Below are 17301 nucleotides of genomic sequence, written 5' to 3' on the forward strand. Positions count from 1 at the left end.
TGACCACGCCCCGCGAATCGGCGCGGCACCGGATGAGCATCGCGTCCGGCACGATCCCGGACAGACCGGCCGGCACTCCGCCGGACCGCACAGGGAGCAAACGACATGCGCTCTTTCCGTCAGTTCGCCCTCGCCTCGGCGACCGCCGTCGCCCTCGGCACGGTGTTCGCGAGCGGCATCGCGGCCGCCCAGCCGGCGCCCGCCGCTCCCCCCGACGCCGCGCCCTACACCGCCGAAGACGCGGCGGCCGTGCTGGACGCCCGCTTGGCCGCGCTGAAGACCGTGCTGCGTCTGACCCCCGACCAGGAGAAGCTCTGGCCGCCGGTGGAAGCCTCCATCCGCGACGCGGTGAAGGGCGCCATCGAGCGCCGCGAAAAGCGCCTCTCCGCGCCGCCTCCGGCCACCGTGCTCGACGTGCTCGCCAACGTGGCCGCCGCCGAGCAGGCGCGCGGCAAGGCGCTGGCGAGCTTTGTCGAGGCGGCCAAGCCCTTCGTGGCCTCGCTGACCCCCGCCCAGCGCAACCGCATCCCCACCTTCCTCGGGGTGCATGACAACGGCCAGCAGCCCAACACCTCCGAGCTGTGGATCTTCGAGGAGGAGGAATGATGCGCGCGCTGACCCTTCTCGCCCTTGTCGCGCCGGCGCTCGGCGCGCTGGCCGCGCCTGCCGCCGCCTTCCCGGCGCCGCGGGCCCTTGATGTCGCGACCGTGCAGACCGTCGCCGGCGGCTGCGGCATCGGCTTCCATCGTGGTCCGTGGGGCGGCTGCCGTCCCAACGGCGCCGTCTATGTGGCCCCGGGCGCGGTTGTCGTGGCGCCGCGTCCGGTCGTGGTCGCGCCGGCTCCGGTGGTGGTGGCGCCCGTGCCGCGCTGCTGGTGGCGGGCGGGGCCCTACGGCGCTGTGCGCGTTTGCAACTGAAGCGCCGCTGAAGCATTTTCCGGACGGCGGCCGGTCCGCCGTCCTGCCTCTCGCGTCAGGAAACGGCGGCGTCTTGCGCCGCCCCGCTCTCGGCATTTGGAGAGTCTTCATGCGCAAACAGATCCTGATCGCCGCTGCCGCCGCCGGCTTCCTCGGGCTCGGCATGGGTGCGGCCGCCGCCTTCCCGGCGCCGCAGCCCCTCGACCGGCTCGGGACAGTCCAGACGGTCGCCGGCGGATGCGGCATCGGCTGGCATCGCGGCCCCTGGGGCGGCTGCCGCCCCAACTATTGGCGCCCCTATTGGGGGCCGCGCTACTGCTGGTGGCGCCCCGGCCCGTGGGGTCCGGTGCGCGTCTGCCGGTGAGGCCAGCCCCTCGCTGACGCAGGAGCAGGTGCGCCTCTGCCGGTCCGCTGCGACCACAGGACGGGCGCCGCACGCTTGATCGGGCGGCTCTGCCGTGCAAGCACGGAGAAAACGGCAGGGGGCGCCATCATGACAAAAGGCGAGGCGGATCTCGTCATCGGCGAAGGGCGGGCGCTGAGCGCCCACCCGCTGCGCGCGGCTGTCCTCAGGGAGCTGCATGCGCGGCCCTTCGTGCCGGTCTCGGCGCCGCGCCGCATGCTGCATGCGGCCTTCCTGCTGGATGCCGCGGGCGCCCAGGCCGATCGCGCCGCGCTCGCCGCCCTGTGCGTCGCGCGCGGACTTCCGGCCCCGGCACCGGGGGCGAAGTATCACCATGTCTCCTTCGGCGGCGCCGAGCTGCGCTGGGAGAGCCATGCCGAATTCTGCACCTACACCTGGGACCTGCCATCCGTTGACCTTCAGCCCGGTGCGCTGCCGTTCCAGCCGCCAGCGGTGACGCTGGCCAGCCCCTTTGGCGAGCTGGCGCAGCCCGGCCCGCTGCTGGTGGCCGTGGACCTCCACCTCCTGCGCGACACCGCCGAGGACTTCTTCCTCGAGAAAGTATTCGACCGATCGAGCCTCGCACGGTCCGACGTGAACGACGGCTTCGCCGAGATCGCCACCGACTTCGTGGCCGATCCGTCCGGGTTCGTCCGCATCCTGGTGCGCGACCGTGGCCTCGGCGCCGATGCGTGCGGCGCATTGGTGCAGCGGGTGCTGGAGATCGAGACCTACCGCACGCTCGCCCTTCTCGGCCTGCCGGAGGCGCAGCGCCTCGCCCCCGAGGTGGCGCGGATCGAGCAGCGACTGGCCGGCTCCGCCACCGAGATGATGTCTGCCAAGGGCCTCAGCGACAACAACCGCCTGCTGGATGAGCTGGTGGCGCTCGCGGCCGAGCTTGAGGCGGGGGCCACCGCCTCGCTGTTTCGGTTCGGCGCCAGCCGCGCCTACATGGAGATCGTGCGCCTGCGCCTCGCCACCATCCGCGAGATGTCGGTGCCGGGCTTTCCCACCTGGCAGCAATTCCTCGACCGCCGCATGGCGCCGGCCATGCGCACCTGCTTCACGCTGGAGGAGCGGCAGGAGAAGATCGCCCAGAAGCTCGCCAATGCCGCCGACCTGCTGCGCACCCGCGTGGACGTGGAGCTGGAGCAGCAGAATCGCGACCTGCTGACCTCGATGAACGAGCGCACCCGCCTTCAGCTGCGCCTTCAGCGCACGGTCGAGGGCCTGTCCGTCGCGGCGATTTCCTATTATGTCGTCAGCCTCGTGCACCATCTCGCCGAAGGCATCCACGAGAGCGGTGTCGACGTGAAGACGCTGGGCATCCACCTCGACGTCGGGCTGGTGACGGCCGCCGCGGTGCCGCTGGCGCTGCTGGGTGTCTGGTCCGTGGTGCGGCGCATCCGCAGCGCACACGGCGACGAGGATTGAGCCACGGGGATTGAAAGGGTCAGGGGAGGGCCGATGGACCACGAGGTCGAATACAACAACCGCGCCCGCGTGCCGGACCATCCCGCCATCTTCGAGCGCTGGGCGCACAGCTCGGCCGTCATGCGCGGCGCGGCCGTGGCGGCCGACCTCGGCGCGCCCTATGGCTCGGGGCCGCGGCAGATCCTCGACATCATCTGGCCCGGCACCGACCGGCAGGCGCCGGTGGTGCTGTTCATCCACGGCGGTTACTTCCAGTCCCTGCACCCGCGCGATTTCACCTTTGCCGCTGCCGGCTGCCTCGCCCACGGGGTGGCCATGGCGTTCGCCGGCTACGACCTCGCGCCGCTGGTGCCGGTGGGCACCATCCTCGCCCAGGCGCGGGCGGCGGCCATCACCCTCTACCGCCTCGTCGGGCGTCCGCTGGTGGTGTGCGGCCACTCCGCCGGTGGCCATCTCGCGGCGGCACTCACCGCCACCTCCTGGCGCGAAATCGACGTGGACACGCCTGACGATCTTATCCCGTCGGGGCTCGGTATCTCGGGCGTCTATGAGCTGGAGCCGCTGATACCCACCTCCATCAACAAGGCGCTGCGCCTCGACGCGGAAGAGGCCCGCCGCCTCTCCCCGGCGTTCTGGCCGGTGCCTGCGGGACGCAGCTTCGATGCCTTCGTCGGCGGCGCGGAGAGCGCGGAATTCCTGCGTCAGGCCCATGACCTCGCCGCCAGCTGGCGTGCCGGGGGCGTGGCCGCGCAGGCCTTCGACGTGCCGGGCGCCAACCACTTCACCGTGGTGGACGCGCTCGCCGATCCCACCTCGCACATGGTGCGCCGGCTGGTGGAGATGGCCCGCGCCATCTCCCAGTGACCGGCGGACGACACCTCAGAACGGACCTTTCATGCAGCCCATCCAGATTGCCGTCGTGCCGGTGACGCCGTTCGAGCAGAACTGCTCCATCCTGTGGTGCACCAAGACCATGAAGGGCGCGGTGATCGACCCCGGCGGCGATCTCGACCGCATCCGCGCCGCCATCACCGAGACCGGCGCGACGATTGAGAAGATCCTGCTCACCCACGGCCACGTAGACCACGCCGCCGGCGCCGCCGAACTGGCCGAGAGCCTCGGCGTGAAGGTGGAGGGCCCGGGCGCCGAGGACCAGTTCATCATCGACGACATTCCCCGCATGGCCCAGAAGTACGGCATCGAGGGCGCCCGGTCGGTGACGCCGGACCTCTATCTGAACGAGGGCGACACGGTGACCGTCGGAGACGTGTCGCTCGAGGTGCTGCACGTGCCGGGGCATACGCCGGGCCACATGGTGTTCGTGCATCGCCCGGTGGGTCTCGCCATCGTCGGCGACACCCTGTTCCGCGGCTCGGTGGGGCGGACCGACTTCCCCTATGGCGATCCCGACCTGCTCATCAAGGGCATCAGGGAAAAGCTGCTGCCGCTCGGCGACACCATGGTCTGCCTGCCCGGTCATGGTCCTGTCACGAGCATCGGCGACGAAAAAGCCCACAATCCCTTCCTGCGCTGATCCTCAGGAGCCCGCCCGTGACCGCTCAGCGCCGCTACGCCGTCTATGTCGCGCCGCCGTCCGACGGTGCCCTGTGGCGGTTCGGCTCGGCGGTGCTGGGCTATGATGCGGAGACCGGCGACGCGCCGGCCGCTCCCGACATCGCTGGATTCGACGCGGAGGCCTGGCAACAGGCGACGGCCGAGCCACGCCGCTATGGCTTCCACGGCACGCTGAAGGCGCCATTCCGGCTCGCGGACGGCGTGGCCGAAGACGATCTGGCACAGCTCATGGCTCGGTGCGCCGCCGGCCATCATGCGTTCGAGATGCCGCCGCTGGAGGTCCGCGCCATCGGACCTTTCGTGGCGCTGGTGCCGGCGGTGCCGGCACCGAAGCTGGAGGATCTCGCCCGCTCGGCCGTGCTGGAGCTGGACGGTCTGCGCGCGCCGCTCTCCGCCGCCGAGATCGCCCGGCGCCGGCCCGAACGGCTCTCGGCCCGCCAGATCGGCTATCTGGAAGCCTATGGCTATCCTTATGTCCTCGACGAATTCCGCTTCCACATGACGCTCACCGGCCCGCTTCCGGAGCTGGAGCGGGGACACGCACTCAACGCACTGGCCGCCGCCTTCGCCGCCAGCGGGGCGGACGTTCCGGCCCTCGTCACCGATCTCGCGCTCTATGTGCAGGAGCCGGGCGCGCCCCGATTCCGGCTGCTGCGCCGCTTCCCGCTGGGGGCCACCCAGTGAAGCAGCTCGGCGAGACGCCGCTCATCGATCCCACCGCACAGGTGCGCGCCTCCACCCTCGGCCGCTACACCGAGGTCGGCCCGCGCACCAAGCTGCTCGAAGTGGAGATGGGCGATTACTCCTACGTGGTGAACGATTCCGACATCGCCTATGCGCGCATCGGCAAGTTCTGCTCGATCGCCGCAATGACCCGGCTTAATCCGGGCAATCACCCCACCTGGCGGGCGTCCCAATCCCACTTCCTCTATCGCGCCTCCGCCTATTTCCCGGGCGAGGAGGACGAGACGGATTTCTTCCAGTGGCGGCGCGACCAGCAGCTGACCATGGGCCACGACGTCTGGATCGGCCATGGCGCGGTGGTGCTGGCCGGCCGCAGCATCGGCACCGGGGCGGTGGTGGCGGCGGGTGCGGTGGTGTCAAAGGATGTGCCGGCCTACGCCATCGTCGCCGGCGTGCCCGCGCGCATCGTGAAATGGCGGTTCCCGGAGGAGATCGCCGCCCGCCTGCAGGCGCTCGGCTGGTGGGACTGGACCCACGCGCAGCTCCGCGCCGCTTTGCCGGACTTCCGCAACCTGCCCATCGAGGCGTTTCTCGAGAAGTACGAGGGCTGAGGGCCGGTCGTCAGCCAGCGAAATACCGCCCGCGCCCGGCCGCTCCCCTTCGGCGCGGAACGGTGCTAATCATCGACGATGATGCGTTCTCCCGCGAACAAGGCTCCTTCCGACAGCGCTCCCGACGGCTCTGGCGAGATGGCGCCCGTCCCCCATGTCCATCCCGCGTCCGTGGTCTCCGCGCTCGCGACCCTCGATGCCGAGAAGGCCGGGCTCGAAGCCCTGTCCAAGGCCATGGCCGGGCCGCTCGGCGCCGCCTTCGACGTGGCGGTGGCGACCATCCAGAATTCCCACGGCCGGGTCATCATCACCGGCATGGGCAAGAGCGGGCACGTCGCGCGCAAGATCGCCGCGACGCTCGCCTCAACAGGCACGCCGGCCCATTATGTCCACCCCGCCGAGGCGAGCCACGGCGACCTTGGCATGATCACCACCGACGACGTCATCGTCGCTTTGTCGTGGTCCGGCGAGACGGTGGAGCTGCGCGACCTCGTGGAGTATTCGCGCCGCTTCGACGTGCCGCTCATCGCCTTTACCTCCAATGCGACCAGCGCGCTCGCTTCCTCGGCGAGCGTGGTCCTGACCCTGCCGGTGGCGCCGGAGGCCTGCCCGCACGGGCTCGCCCCCACCACCTCCACCCTGATGCAGCTGGCGCTGGGCGATGCGCTGGCGGTGGCGCTGCTGCAGAGCCGCGGCTTCACCGCGCTCGATTTCCGCCAGCTGCATCCGGGCGGCAAGCTCGGCGCCAGCCTGAAGTTCGTGCGCGACGTGATGCGTGCGGGCGAGGCCGTGCCGCTGGTGCGCAGCGGGACGCAGATGGGCGCGGCGCTGGTGGAGATGAGCGCCAAGGGCCTTGGCTGCGTCGGCGTGGTGGGCGAGGACGGAGCCCTCGCCGGCATCGTCACCGATGGCGACCTGCGGCGTCACATGGCCAACGACCTCGCCGCCCGCACGGTGGACGAGATTATGACCCCCGCGCCTAAGACGGTGCGGCCGGATCAGCTCGCCTCCGAGGCGCTCAACATTCTCAACGCGCGCAAGATCACCGCGCTTCTGGTGGTGGAGGACAGGGCGCCGGTTGGCGTGCTGCACATCCACGATCTGCTGCTCACCGGCATCGCCTGACCAGCTGGCGCCGTGCGCCCGCTCAAGCCCGCGCGGCACGTGAGCGGAGGCATATCCCGCGTCGCCTCAGGCGACCGGGATCGCGCTTTCCGGCCGGGTCGCGATCAGGTTGCGCAGGGTGAGCAGGGTGGAGGCATCCGCCACACCGTCCACCTGCGAGGGGCGAAAATGGCGCTGGAAGGCGGCCACCACCTCGGCCGTAACCGCATCATAGGTATCCTCGAGGCCGATGCCGTAGCCGTAATAGGCCAGCATCGCCTTGAGCGCGGCCACCGGCTCTCCTGAATCCCCCAGCATGAAGAAGCGCCCACCGGTGATGTGCGCTTCCGGCACCAGATGGCCGACCCCGGCGGCATGGAGCGCAGCCCACGGAAAGCGCTCGCCCGGATCGCGCTTGCGCGCCGGGGCGATGTCCGAATGGGCGACCACCCGATCAGCGCGGATGCCATGGCGGGCGATGATGTCCCGCGAGAGGGCGATCACCCGCGTGATCTGCGCCTCCGGAAAGGGCGGCAGGCCGAAATCGTGGCCGCCGTTGACGATCTCGATGCCGATGGAGCGTGAATTGGTATCGGTGATGCCTTCCCAGGACGACAGGCCCGCGTGCCACGCGCGCGCGCCTTCCGCCACCATCTGCACGATGCTGCCGTCCTCGCGCACCACATAATGGCAGGAGACCTCCGCCGCCGGCGTGCGCAGCAGCTCGATGGCGGCATCGGCGCTCTCCATGCCGGTGTAGTGCAGCACCAGCATGTCCACGGCGGCCTTGCGCACGCCGAAATTGGGGGAGGGGACGAGAGCGTCCACCAGCGCGGTATCGGACGCGAGAAGGGCTGGCGCGTCCATCACAGCCCCCTCTGCCGCGCGATGGCCGAATAGGCCGCATTGAGCGCCGCCACGCGGTCGTTGGCGAGCTTGATGGCGGCGGGCGGCAGGCCGCGGCCGGCGAGACGGTCGGGGTGGTGGGCGGACACGAGCGCGCGCCAATGGGCCTTCACCTCGTCGTCTCCGGCGTCCGGATCGAGATCGAGCACGGCGTAGGGATCGCCCGGCCGGCGCACATGACGCGCCTCGATGCGGTCATAGGCCGGACCCTCGAAGCCGAGGATGCGGCCCACCTCGGCGAGGAAGACGAGCTCCTTCTCGTGCAGCGCGTGGTCCGCCTTGGCGACGTGGAAGAGGGCGTCGAGCAGGTCTTCCCGCGTGTCCGGCGCGTCGGCGAACATGTCCGCGACCTGACGCGCGTAAGCCTCGAAGCCGGCCGTGTCCTGCTTGGCGAGATTGTAGAGGCGCGCCACCGCATCGAGATCCTCGGGCGGGATGTCGAACACCTCGCGGAAGGCCTCCACCTCCGCCGGCACCACCACGCCGTCGGCCTTTGCCATCTTGGCGGACAGCGCGATGAGGGCGATGGAGAAGGCGGCCGGCTTGGGCGCGGGGGCCAGCAGCACGCGGTCGAGCACATGCCCCGCCAAGGCCCCGAGCAGGGCGCCGAGCGGCCCCCCCAGCGCAAAACCCATGCCCGCCCCGCCGATGAGACCGTAAGCCACCTGATCCTCCGCATCCGTTCCGGCGGAGCTAGAGCAGGGATGCGGCGTCGGCAAGGCGGCGCGTGCGAATCAGCTCCCGTTGCCCGGGAAGGTGCGGGCGAAGACCTTCCCTTCCGTATCCTCGGCGCGGACCGAGACCGGCGCGGCGGAGGGGGTGAAGCTGAAGCGGAAGGTCGGGTCCTCGCTGATGGAGATGCCGCCCTCCATGGCGAAGATGAGCTTGGCCCCCTGCTTCACCTGAACCTCCCGCACGAACCAGGCCGGCGTGTAGCCGCGCGTCGCCTCGTCCATCTGCAGGCCGGAGAAATTGGGATGGCGGATCTGCACCTGCGCCTCCGGCCGTCCGGCCTCGGCGAAGGAGCGGAAGCGGATCTCGCCGAGCCTGGCGATGCTCTCCGCCGTGTCCTTGGTGGCCGGGGCGGAGCAGCCGCCCGCCGCCTTCACATAGGCCTTCGTCATGATCAGGGCGCCGTCGCTGGTTTCGGCCACCGCGCGCACCCAGCTGTAGGAATTCACACGCACCCGCACGGAGAGGGAGAAATTGCGGATGCCGTCGCCGAAGGCGAATCGGCCGGCCACGGGGGCGGGGTTCTCGTCGATGATGAGCGTCACCGCCTTCAGCGTGCGTGGATCGTCCTTGGGCAGCTCGAGGGCGAGGGTGAGCGGCACGAGGGCGGCGTCCTCCGCCCGGCCCGGTGCGTCGATCCGCACCGCATTGCCGGCGTCGGCGATCTTGGCCGAAGGGAAGATGTCGCCGCGAATGGCCGCCCAGGTCGCCTCCGGCCTGTCGGGGTCGGCCTGCGCCGACTGGGCGGCGGCGGGGCTGGCCAGCATCCCGGCGAGCGGCGTTGCCGCGAGCAGGGCTGCGAGCACAGCGCCCGCGGTGTGGGCGGAAGAGCGCAGGTTTGAGCGCTTCATGGCGTTGCCTCCCAAAAGTCCATCATGGCCGTTTCGGCCTTCTCGTCCGTGCCACGCGTGTCGGCGGCGCGGGCTCACCCGGTTCGCCCTGAAGCGCATTTTCGTCTCGCGAACCGGTATCCGCTTCGCTCGAAAAGGCCCTAGGGGCGTGGCTCCACCGCTTCCAGCGGCAGTCCGGCGTCGCCCCAGCCGTCCACGCCGGTCGGAAACCAGAAAACGTCCGTGTAGCCGTAGGCGAGGGCGCGCTTGGCGGCGTTCCACGACATCCAGCAATCACGCTGGCAGAAAATCACCAGCGGCGCATTCACATCGCCGCGCGTGACGGCGGAAAGGCCGGCGCGGAAATAGCCGTCGGTTTCCGCGTTGAGCGCGCCGAAGCCGACATTGGGCAGCCAGACGGCACCGGGAATGGTGGAATGGGGCTGGTCGCGCCACACGGTTCCCGCCGGGAGGCCGGCAGGTTTTGGTGGGCGTGGCAGCACGTCTACGAAGGCGACCCCGCCCTTGCGCCACAGCGCCGCCGCAGCGACGGCATCAAGCACGCGGGCGCCGCTGAGCGTCGCCGGCACCGGCGCACGATAGGCTTCCAGCCGGTAGCCCTCGGGTTCGGCGGGTGCAGCAGCGGCCGAGGCAGGAGATGCGGCGGGTGCCGCAGCGGGCTGGGCAAGGGCGGGCGGCGTGATCAGCGCGAGCGCGCCGAGGATCGCAAGAGCCAAACGGCAGCTCCCGCCCACGTTCTGCGTGCTCCGGCTCATTGGCCCGGCGTCCCAGCGGGCGGCGGGATCGGCTGTCCGTCCTCGTCCAGCAGCGGGACATGATAGGCGACGAGCACCTTCTGGATGTCGTCGGCGCGCTTGCGCAGGATGGTGTTGAGCGTCTGTTTCCAGATGTGGTCCGTGGGGCGCACGCCCATGGTGATCCGGTAGGCCAGCGCCGGCCGCGCAGCCTCCTTCACCAGCGGAATCACCTTGAGCGGCGTAGCGGACCGCGCGGCGAAATAGCCGGCGGTCGGACCCCAGAGCAGGCCGCCGTCGATCTCGCCGGCATCAAGGCTCGCCAGCATCTCCTCGGCCGGAGAGGCATAGCGCCGGTCCACGAGCAGCGAATAGGTGTGGGCGTTGCCGATGAGCCCGAGTTCCAGGAGGTGGTCGGCGGGCGGGGTCGCGGCGATGACGCCGAGCTTCGCGTTCTTCAGCTTCGGATCTGACAGCTGGGTCACGCCGTCGAGCGGGCCCCCGGCCTTCACCACCAGCACGAACACCGATTCGTAGTAGGGATTGGTGTGCAGCACGAGATCGGCACCGGCGACGTAGCCGATGATGACGTCGCACAGGCGGCGGCCGAGCGTGTTGCGCACGAAGCCGGGACCCTGCGGCATCAGGTAATTGCGCACGGGCACCTTGAGCTCGTCCGCGACGATGGCCGCGATCTTGTTTTCGAAGCCCTCGCCCGCCGCGTTCGAGAACGGCATGTTGGCGGGATCGGCGCACACCCGGAGGGCGTCCGCCGAAACCTGATCGGGGATCTGCTGTCCGCCGGCCCCGGAGGGGCTCAGCAGCAGGATGGCGGCGAGAGCTGCCGTCGCGAGCGACGCCAGCAAGGGCGCGAACCGTTCCCTACTCGCCGAGGCAGGCCTTCTCGGCATCGGTGATCTCCTTCGACTTCTCGTCACGCTTGGCGGGTCGGACACGGCCGATCGCGTCGTCGGAGCGGGCGCGCAGATAGACGTAGAGGTCGTCCAGGTAGCACATGACGTTCTTGTTCAGGCCGAACGAGGGCATCACCCGGTCATTGCCGCCGCCGAGATTCTGGCGACCGCCCACGACCACTTCGCTGAACTGGTCGAAGTTCATGGTCTTGAGCGAATCCACCAGCGAAGGCGCATAGGTGGAGCCCATGCCGTCGGGGCCATGACAGACGTGGCATTCGGCGTGGTAGCGGCGGTAGCCGGAATAGGTCAGCCAGTCCACCTGCCCGTCGGGCTTGATGTTGTAGGTGGGCGCGCCGGCGACGTCGAAATAGCGGCCACCTTCCTCCTTCACGGGTTTCGGATCCGCAGGCTTGGTGGTCTCGGCGAGCGAGGCGGTGCTGGCAAGGGCGAACGAGAACGCGGCCAGGAAGCAGGCGCCGGCGCGGGTCGGGGGGACGAAAGAAACCACACGATCTCTCCAAAACGACGGACGAAGGGCGAAGACGGCGCTGCCATGGCAACCGGCCCGTCTACGGTTTCGCGAGTAGAGCCTTGAGCCGGCGGCCCGTTGCGCGGACACGGCCGGTGCCGAAGGGAATGGTCCCGGGTGAACGGCCTTCCGATCGGCTCCGCTCCCCGGGATTCGGGCACAGGTCCGCGTTCCGGCGTTGACCGGCAAAGCGCTCCTGCCCCTTGGAAAAGGATCGGGCCGGCGGGGGTCTCCCCAGGCCGGCCCGAATGCGCATGCGGGATGCGCCTGGCCTTAACGCCGCCCGATCATTGCGGGATGGCGAAGACCGTCAGCTGACCGCCGAGGGCGGTGTAGTTGCTGAGGGCCGCGTAGCCGCCCACCGCGCCGAGGCCGGCGTTCGGGTCGTTGAGGCCCGCCGCGAGGCCGATGCCGGCCCAGCCGCCGACACCCGAGAGCACAGCCACATACTGCTTGCCCTTGTGGGTGTAGGTCATGACGTTGCCGATGATGCCGGACGGGGTCTTGAACTTGTAGAGTTCCTTGCCCGTCTTGGCATCGACCGCCTTCAGGTAGCCTTCGAGGGTGCCGTAGAACACCACGCCGCCGGCGGTGGAGAGCGCGCCGGACCACACGGAGAACTGCTCCGGGTTGGACCACACGATCTTGCCCTTCTTGGCATCCCACGCGATGAAGTTGCCCATGCCGCCATGGCTGCCAGGAGCCGGGAACATGGAGAGCGTGGCACCCACATAGGGCTGGCCGGGGGTGTAGCTGACCTTGAACGGCTCGTAGTCCATGCACACGTGGTTGGTGGGCACGTAGAACAGGCCGGTGTCAGGCGAGTAGGCGGCGGGCTGCTGGTCCTTGGTGCCGAGGGCCGCCGGGCAGATGCCCGTGGAGTTCACATCCTCGCCGTTCTGCTCGGTGGAATACTTGGCCACGACCAGCGGACGACCATAGGTCGGGCTGTTCTTGTCCATGTCCACTTTGGAAGCCCAGTTGACCGCCGGGTCGAACTTCTCGGCCACGAGCAGTTCGCCGGTCTTGCGGTCCAGCGTGTAGCCGAAGCCGTTGCGGTCGAAATGCACCAGCGTCTGGCGGTTCTGGCCGCCGATCTGCTGGTCGGCGAGGATCATCTCGTTGATGCCGTCGAAGTCCCACTCGTCGTGGGGCGTCATCTGATAGACCCACTTGGCGACGCCGGTGTCGGCGTCACGGGCGAAAATGGTCATGGACCACTTGTTGTCGCCCGGGCGCTGCTTGGGGTTCCAGGTCGAGGGGTTGCCCGATCCGTAATAGATCAGGTTCAGCTGCGGGTCGTAGGAATACCAGCCCCAGGTGCAGCCGCCGCCGGTCTTCCACTGGTCGCCCTGCCAGGAGGCGAGGGACGAATCCTTGCCCACGGGCTTGCCGAGCGCGGTGGTCTTCTCGTCGAAGAGAAGCTGGCTGTCCGGGCCGACGGAGTAGGCGCGCCACGCCTGCTTGCCGGTGGCTATGTCGTAGGCGGTGACGTGGCACTGCACGCCGAACTCGCCGCCGGAGATGCCCACGAGAACCTTGTCCTTCACCGGCATCACGGTGGCGGTGTTGGTCTCGCCCTTCTTGGGATCGCCGTTCACCACGGACCAGGCCACCTTGCCGGTCTTGGCGTCGAGCGCCACGACCTTGGTGTCGGCCTGATGCAGGAACACCTTGCCGTCGGCATAGGCGAGGCCGCGGTTCACCGTATCGCAGCACATCACCGGGATAACGGCGGGATCCTGCTTCGGCTCGTACTTCCAGATGATCTTGCCGTCGTTGTTGAGGTCGAGGGCATAGACGATGTTCGGGAAGGGCGTGTGGACGTACATGACGTCGCCCACGACCAGCGGGGAGCCCTCATGGCCGCGCAGCACGCCGGTGGAGAAGGTCCAGGCGACCTGGAGCTTGTTCACGTTGTCGGCAGTGATCTGCTTGAGCTTGGAATGGCGGGTGTTGGCGTAGTCGCCGGTCTGCAGAACCCACTGATTGGGGTCCTGGGTCAGCTTCATAACGCTGTCATTCGCGCTGGCGGGCGCGCCGAAAAATGCGGTTGCCGCCGCCGTGGCGGTCAAAACCAAAAGACGTCTCATCCGGGCTTCCTCCGATGGATGCGGGTCCGCGTCCACGCGCATGTGGAGCGTCAACGCACTGAGCGTTTGTTTTTCGCCTTGGGGGACTCCATCTACTTCGGCAGCGTGTCACGACCGGCGTGATGCCCTGAAGCCTTGCGGTGACAAGAGCGTCCCGCAGGCCTGCGAACCAACCCCGCGTTCCCCGCACGGAGTTGTTGAAGCCGAAGCTGTGAGGAACGTAAGCAATGTTTTCGCCCAAGGCAATACGCCAAATGTCCCGTTGACGCCGCGATTTATACTGCATGCGCGAAGTTGCGGAAGGTAATATTGCGATGCAGCAATATTGGCGTTCTGCACGCCGGCGGCGCTATTCCCACTCCAGCTCGTGATAGGCGGACGTCGCGTTCCGCGCGTTGAAATCGTCGAACAGCTGCCAATGCGGCGCTTCCTCACGACCGGCCGTGCGGGCCGCCTCCGCCATGGTGCCGCCGGCCTTCACGCTGGCCCGCACGTCGGCGACAAGGCGGTTGAGATAGCGCTCGGTGGGCGCCGCCGCCTCGGGCCAGGGGGCGGAGGCGGGACCGTGGCCCGGCACCACGCGGGCCGCCGGGCGGCGCTTCATCTCCTCCAGGATCGCGATCCAGCCGAGCGCCTTTCCGTCGAGGGCGGGGACATGCCCCAGGAACAGGAGGTCTCCGAGAAACCAGGTGCCGGTCGTCTCGTCGAACACCGTCAGGTCGGTGGCCGTGTGGGCCGTGCGCCATGCCTCCAGGCGCAGCGGCCGGGCTCCGAGATCGATGGTGCGCACGGTGTCCACGGTCTCGTCGGGCAGAATCACCCGCGTGCCCTCGGCCGCCTCTGGCCCGAGCAGCCGCACGGTGGCGGACAGGTAGGAGGCGGCGCGCGCCGAGAGCGCCTCCGGCAGGTTGTGATGGCCGATGAAGGTCACGCCCGGTCCCACGAACGCGGCATCGCCGAGCACATGGTCGGGGTGCATGTGGGTGTTGATGACGTAGCGGACCGGCAGCGCCGTGCGCGCGCCGATGGCCGCCTTCAGCGCCTCCCCCGCCGCCTTGCTGCCGCCGGTGTCGATCACCGCCACCGCATCCCTGCCCACGACGAAGCCGGCATTGCCGACGAAGCCGAAATTCTTCGGCAAAGCAAGGGCATAGGGTGCCTGATGGACAAACACACCGGGGGCGATCTCGCGCACCGCGAGTGGTTCCGGTTGAGGTTGCGCTGCAGCAGGCGTGGCGACGCATGCCAGCGCAAAAAGGACGAGCCCTTGCCAGCGGCTGGCTCCGGGACGTTGCATCTCAACCCTCCCGCAACAGGGGAAAACGCGCCGCCAGCGCCGCGCGCTCGGCCTCGATCCACGGACCATCGCGCATCGCGCGGGGCACCGCGAGACACACCTCCTCGATGACGTGGGTCGGCCGCGGCGCCAGCATTACCACGCGATCGGCCAGCTCCAGCGCCTCGCGCACATTGTGGGTGACCATGAGCACGCTGGTGCCGCCATCCGCCGCCAGCGCCACGTAGCGGCGCAGGTCGGCCGCCGCTTGGGTGTCCAGGGAGACGAAGGGCTCGTCGAGCACGAGGAGGTCCGGCTCCAGCGCCATGGCACGGGCCAGCGAGACGCGCCGCGCGAGGCCCAGCGACAGCTCCCCGGGATAGCGCGCCGCATGGGCCGTAAGGCCGAATCGGTCGATCAGCGAAGCGAGGTCCATGGTCCGGCGCGCTTTCGGCAGCACGAGGCGGATGTTCTCCTCCACCGTGCGCCACGGCAGAAGCCGGGGCTCCTGGAAAGCGACGCCGATAGAGAGTGTCGCAGGGTCTGGCGTCACCTCACCCTCGAAGACGCGGTCGAGCCCGGCGAGAATCCGTAATGTCGTCGTCTTCCCGCAGCCCGAGGGGCCAATCAGGCAGACGAATTCGCCGCGCCTCACAGCGAGCGTGACGCCGCGCACGGCCTCCATCGCGGCGCCGTCCGGCCGTCGATAGGTCTTGGCGCGGATGACCGCCTCAATGAGCGGTGAGGCGCCAGCGTCGGACATAGGCTTCATAGGGCTGCAGCATGCCGTATTCGATGGCCAGCATGACCGCCATGAAGGCCAGCGAATAGCCGAGCACGGCGGTCACGTCGAACAGCTGGAAATAGACGGAAATGGCGTAGCCGACGCCGTTGGGGCGACCGAGCAGCTCCACCACCAGCACGATCTTCCACACCAGCGCGAGACCCGAGCGGGCCGCTCCAGCGATGTGCGGCTGAAGCTGGGGGATCACCACATGGCGCAGCCGGTCGAGGGATGACAGGCGGAAGGCGCTCGCCATCTCGTCGAGCTCCGGCGACAGCGCACGCGCCCCCTCGCGCATCAGCACGGCAACGGTCGGGATCTTGTTGAGCGCCACGGCGAGCACGGCAGCGGCCTCGGTCAGCCCCAGCCAGATGTAGCAGAGCACGGTGATGACGAGGGCAGGCGTGTTGAGGAGCACGATCACCCAGGTATCGAAGGCGGTGTCCAGCTTGCGCGAACGGCCCAGCGCGACGCCGATGGCGCAGCCGAGCGCCATGGCCACGAGGAAGGAAACGACGACCCGCGCCAGCGTGATGGCGATGTTGGAGACGAGATCGCCCCCGCTCGCCTCCCGCGCGATAAAGGCGAACACCGCGTGCGGTGCCGGCAGGGAACGGCTGTGTGCGGCCGTCGCCGCGATCTCCCAGGCCAGCAGCAGCAGGACGAGCGAGGCTGCCCGCGCCGCGGTGCCCGAGGACAGCAGCTTCATCGCGCCGCCGGCGCCTGGAAATAGAGGTTCGCCGGCAGGCGCGTGGCGCTGCCCACCAGCTTCGCGCCGCCGAGCTTGACCAGCACCGCATAAAGCTGCGCGGCGAGCGTTTGCTCTTCCGCAAGCGACAGGCGCGGAATGCCCGCGAGGAAGCCGCGCCGGAGCGCCTCGAATGTCGCTTCGTCGCCCGCCTGCATCTGCGCCCGCGCCGCCGCCCAGCCGGGCCCGGAGCGGGCGGGATCGGGGTCAGCCAGCGCCGTCTTGGTGGCGCGCGAGGCGGCGGTGAAGGCGGCGACCGTGCCCGGGTTCGCGCGGGCGAAGGCGCCGTCGAACACGTAGCCCACCAGCGTCGGCTCATGGGCGAGGCCGAAGCCCTTCACCATGGCCTCGACGGTCAGCATCTGCCGGAAGCCCTTGGGTTCGAGGCGGGCGGCGAAGGTCCAGTAGATCAGCGCGGCATCGAGCTTGCCGCCCTCCAGCTCGGCGGCGAGCAGGGGCGGGGCGGCGAACACCGGCTGCGCGGCGGTCTGCAGGTCCAGCCCCGCCTTTTCCTGCGCGGTCGCCTTCAGCATCAGCCAGCTCTTGTCCAACGGGCCGCCGGCGACGCCCAGCCTCTTGCCGGCGAGGTCGGCGACGGAGCGGATGGGGGAGCCGTTCGGCACCATCACCGCCCCTTCGGAGGAGGAGAACGGGATGTAGACGAGATCGCGGCCGTCCGCCTTCACCCGCGCCGCCCAGAGCAGGTCGCTGAGGATGGCGTCCGCCGCGCCCGCCATGAAGGCGACGCGCCCGGCATCGTTGTTGGCATAGCGGGTGACATCGAGCGTGATGCCGTTGGCGGCATCGAGCCCCAGCGCACCCATGGCAGCGATTTCCCAGGCGGCCGAGCCGAACTGCAGAATGCCGAGACGGATGGGCGGCGAGGCCGCACTTACGGGAGAGTGCCACCCGATACCCGCGACGGCAGCGCCGGAGAGCGCGGCGCCCGAGAGCGCCAGCAGGCGGCGGCGCGTGAGCATGGCCTTCCTCCCGAAATCCTCCG

General features: G+C 69.4%; 20 protein-coding genes. 9 read left to right on the forward strand and 11 right to left on the reverse strand.

What is annotated here, in order from left to right; all coding sequences use genetic code 11:
- Positions 1–105: 105 nt before the first annotated feature.
- The 9 genes from J2126_RS11840 (at position 106) to J2126_RS11880 (ending at position 6749) form a co-directional block, all read left to right on the forward strand.
- Positions 106–606 carry a Spy/CpxP family protein refolding chaperone gene (locus J2126_RS11840; protein ID WP_209487105.1) on the forward strand — a complete coding sequence of 167 codons (501 nt, stop codon included), beginning with the start codon at positions 106–108 and terminating at the stop codon, positions 604–606.
- Complete coding sequence (locus tag J2126_RS11845; protein WP_209487107.1) at positions 606–917, forward strand: GCG_CRPN prefix-to-repeats domain-containing protein; 312 nt, start codon at positions 606–608, stop codon at positions 915–917. Before J2126_RS11840 ends, J2126_RS11845 begins: the two co-directional genes overlap by 1 nt.
- Before the next feature lie 109 nt (positions 918–1026).
- On the forward strand, positions 1027–1281 hold the full coding sequence (locus J2126_RS11850) for a GCG_CRPN prefix-to-repeats domain-containing protein (protein ID WP_209487109.1): 255 nt from the start codon (positions 1027–1029) through the stop codon (positions 1279–1281).
- 129 nt (positions 1282–1410) lie between these two features.
- The gene (locus J2126_RS11855) at positions 1411–2754 is read left to right on the forward strand and encodes a DUF3422 family protein (RefSeq protein ID WP_209487111.1); all 1344 of its coding nucleotides are present in this window, start codon (positions 1411–1413) and stop codon (positions 2752–2754) included.
- A 33-nt stretch (positions 2755–2787) separates the two neighbouring features.
- A complete protein-coding gene (locus tag J2126_RS11860) occupies positions 2788–3618 on the forward strand; it encodes an alpha/beta hydrolase (protein WP_209487113.1) in 831 nt (276 codons plus the stop codon).
- Positions 3619–3649: 31 nt separating this feature from the next.
- Positions 3650–4288: an MBL fold metallo-hydrolase gene (locus J2126_RS11865; protein WP_245327288.1), complete on the forward strand. Its 639-nt coding sequence runs from the start codon at positions 3650–3652 to the stop codon at positions 4286–4288.
- Positions 4289–4305: 17 nt separating this feature from the next.
- The gene (locus tag J2126_RS11870) at positions 4306–5013 is read left to right on the forward strand and encodes a DUF1045 domain-containing protein (RefSeq protein WP_209487115.1); all 708 of its coding nucleotides are present in this window, start codon (positions 4306–4308) and stop codon (positions 5011–5013) included.
- Positions 5010–5624 carry a chloramphenicol acetyltransferase gene (locus tag J2126_RS11875; protein WP_209487117.1) on the forward strand — a complete coding sequence of 205 codons (615 nt, stop codon included), beginning with the start codon at positions 5010–5012 and terminating at the stop codon, positions 5622–5624. The genes J2126_RS11870 and J2126_RS11875 overlap by 4 nt, the downstream gene beginning before the upstream one ends.
- A 138-nt stretch (positions 5625–5762) precedes the next feature.
- Positions 5763–6749 (forward strand): KpsF/GutQ family sugar-phosphate isomerase, encoded by a 987-nt coding sequence (locus J2126_RS11880; protein ID WP_209490097.1) that lies wholly within the window; start codon positions 5763–5765, stop codon positions 6747–6749.
- A gap of 66 nt (positions 6750–6815) precedes the next feature.
- Here the strand turns inward: J2126_RS11880 and J2126_RS11885 are convergent, their stop codons facing one another.
- From J2126_RS11885 to J2126_RS11935, 11 genes are all read right to left on the reverse strand, one after another.
- Positions 6816–7595, reverse strand: coding sequence for an N-acetylmuramoyl-L-alanine amidase (locus J2126_RS11885; protein WP_209487118.1), 780 nt, complete (start codon positions 7593–7595; stop codon positions 6816–6818).
- Positions 7595–8299 carry a molecular chaperone DjiA gene (locus tag J2126_RS11890; protein ID WP_348634289.1) on the reverse strand — a complete coding sequence of 235 codons (705 nt, stop codon included), beginning with the start codon at positions 8297–8299 and terminating at the stop codon, positions 7595–7597. Before J2126_RS11890 ends, J2126_RS11885 begins: the two co-directional genes overlap by 1 nt.
- A 69-nt stretch (positions 8300–8368) precedes the next feature.
- The gene (locus J2126_RS11895; RefSeq protein ID WP_209487120.1) at positions 8369–9217 is read right to left on the reverse strand and encodes a quinoprotein dehydrogenase-associated SoxYZ-like carrier; all 849 of its coding nucleotides are present in this window, start codon (positions 9215–9217) and stop codon (positions 8369–8371) included.
- 140 nt (positions 9218–9357) lie between these two features.
- Positions 9358–9933, reverse strand: coding sequence for a PQQ-dependent catabolism-associated CXXCW motif protein (locus J2126_RS11900; RefSeq protein WP_245327289.1), 576 nt, complete (start codon positions 9931–9933; stop codon positions 9358–9360).
- A gap of 35 nt (positions 9934–9968) precedes the next feature.
- The gene (locus J2126_RS11905) at positions 9969–10862 is read right to left on the reverse strand and encodes a substrate-binding domain-containing protein (protein WP_209487128.1); all 894 of its coding nucleotides are present in this window, start codon (positions 10860–10862) and stop codon (positions 9969–9971) included.
- Entirely contained in the window at positions 10834–11334 is a 501-nt protein-coding gene (locus J2126_RS11910) for a c-type cytochrome, methanol metabolism-related (protein WP_245327878.1), read from the reverse strand. The genes J2126_RS11905 and J2126_RS11910 overlap by 29 nt, the downstream gene beginning before the upstream one ends.
- A 350-nt stretch (positions 11335–11684) precedes the next feature.
- Complete coding sequence (gene xoxF5, locus J2126_RS11915) at positions 11685–13490, reverse strand: lanthanide-dependent methanol dehydrogenase XoxF5 (protein ID WP_209487132.1); 1806 nt, start codon at positions 13488–13490, stop codon at positions 11685–11687.
- 349 nt (positions 13491–13839) lie between these two features.
- Positions 13840–14685, reverse strand: coding sequence for a quinoprotein relay system zinc metallohydrolase 2 (locus J2126_RS11920; protein WP_348634290.1), 846 nt, complete (start codon positions 14683–14685; stop codon positions 13840–13842).
- Between the two features lie 103 nt (positions 14686–14788).
- Positions 14789–15529 carry an ABC transporter ATP-binding protein gene (locus tag J2126_RS11925; protein ID WP_209487135.1) on the reverse strand — a complete coding sequence of 247 codons (741 nt, stop codon included), beginning with the start codon at positions 15527–15529 and terminating at the stop codon, positions 14789–14791.
- Positions 15498–16259: an ABC transporter permease gene (locus J2126_RS11930; protein WP_209487137.1), complete on the reverse strand. Its 762-nt coding sequence runs from the start codon at positions 16257–16259 to the stop codon at positions 15498–15500. The genes J2126_RS11925 and J2126_RS11930 overlap by 32 nt, the downstream gene beginning before the upstream one ends.
- On the reverse strand, positions 16256–17278 hold the full coding sequence (locus J2126_RS11935; protein ID WP_209487139.1) for an ABC transporter substrate-binding protein: 1023 nt from the start codon (positions 17276–17278) through the stop codon (positions 16256–16258). Before J2126_RS11935 ends, J2126_RS11930 begins: the two co-directional genes overlap by 4 nt.
- Positions 17279–17301 lie beyond the last annotated feature (23 nt).

The sequence above is a fragment of the Xanthobacter flavus genome, from assembly GCF_017875275.1.
Classification (GTDB): domain Bacteria; phylum Pseudomonadota; class Alphaproteobacteria; order Rhizobiales; family Xanthobacteraceae; genus Xanthobacter; species Xanthobacter flavus_A.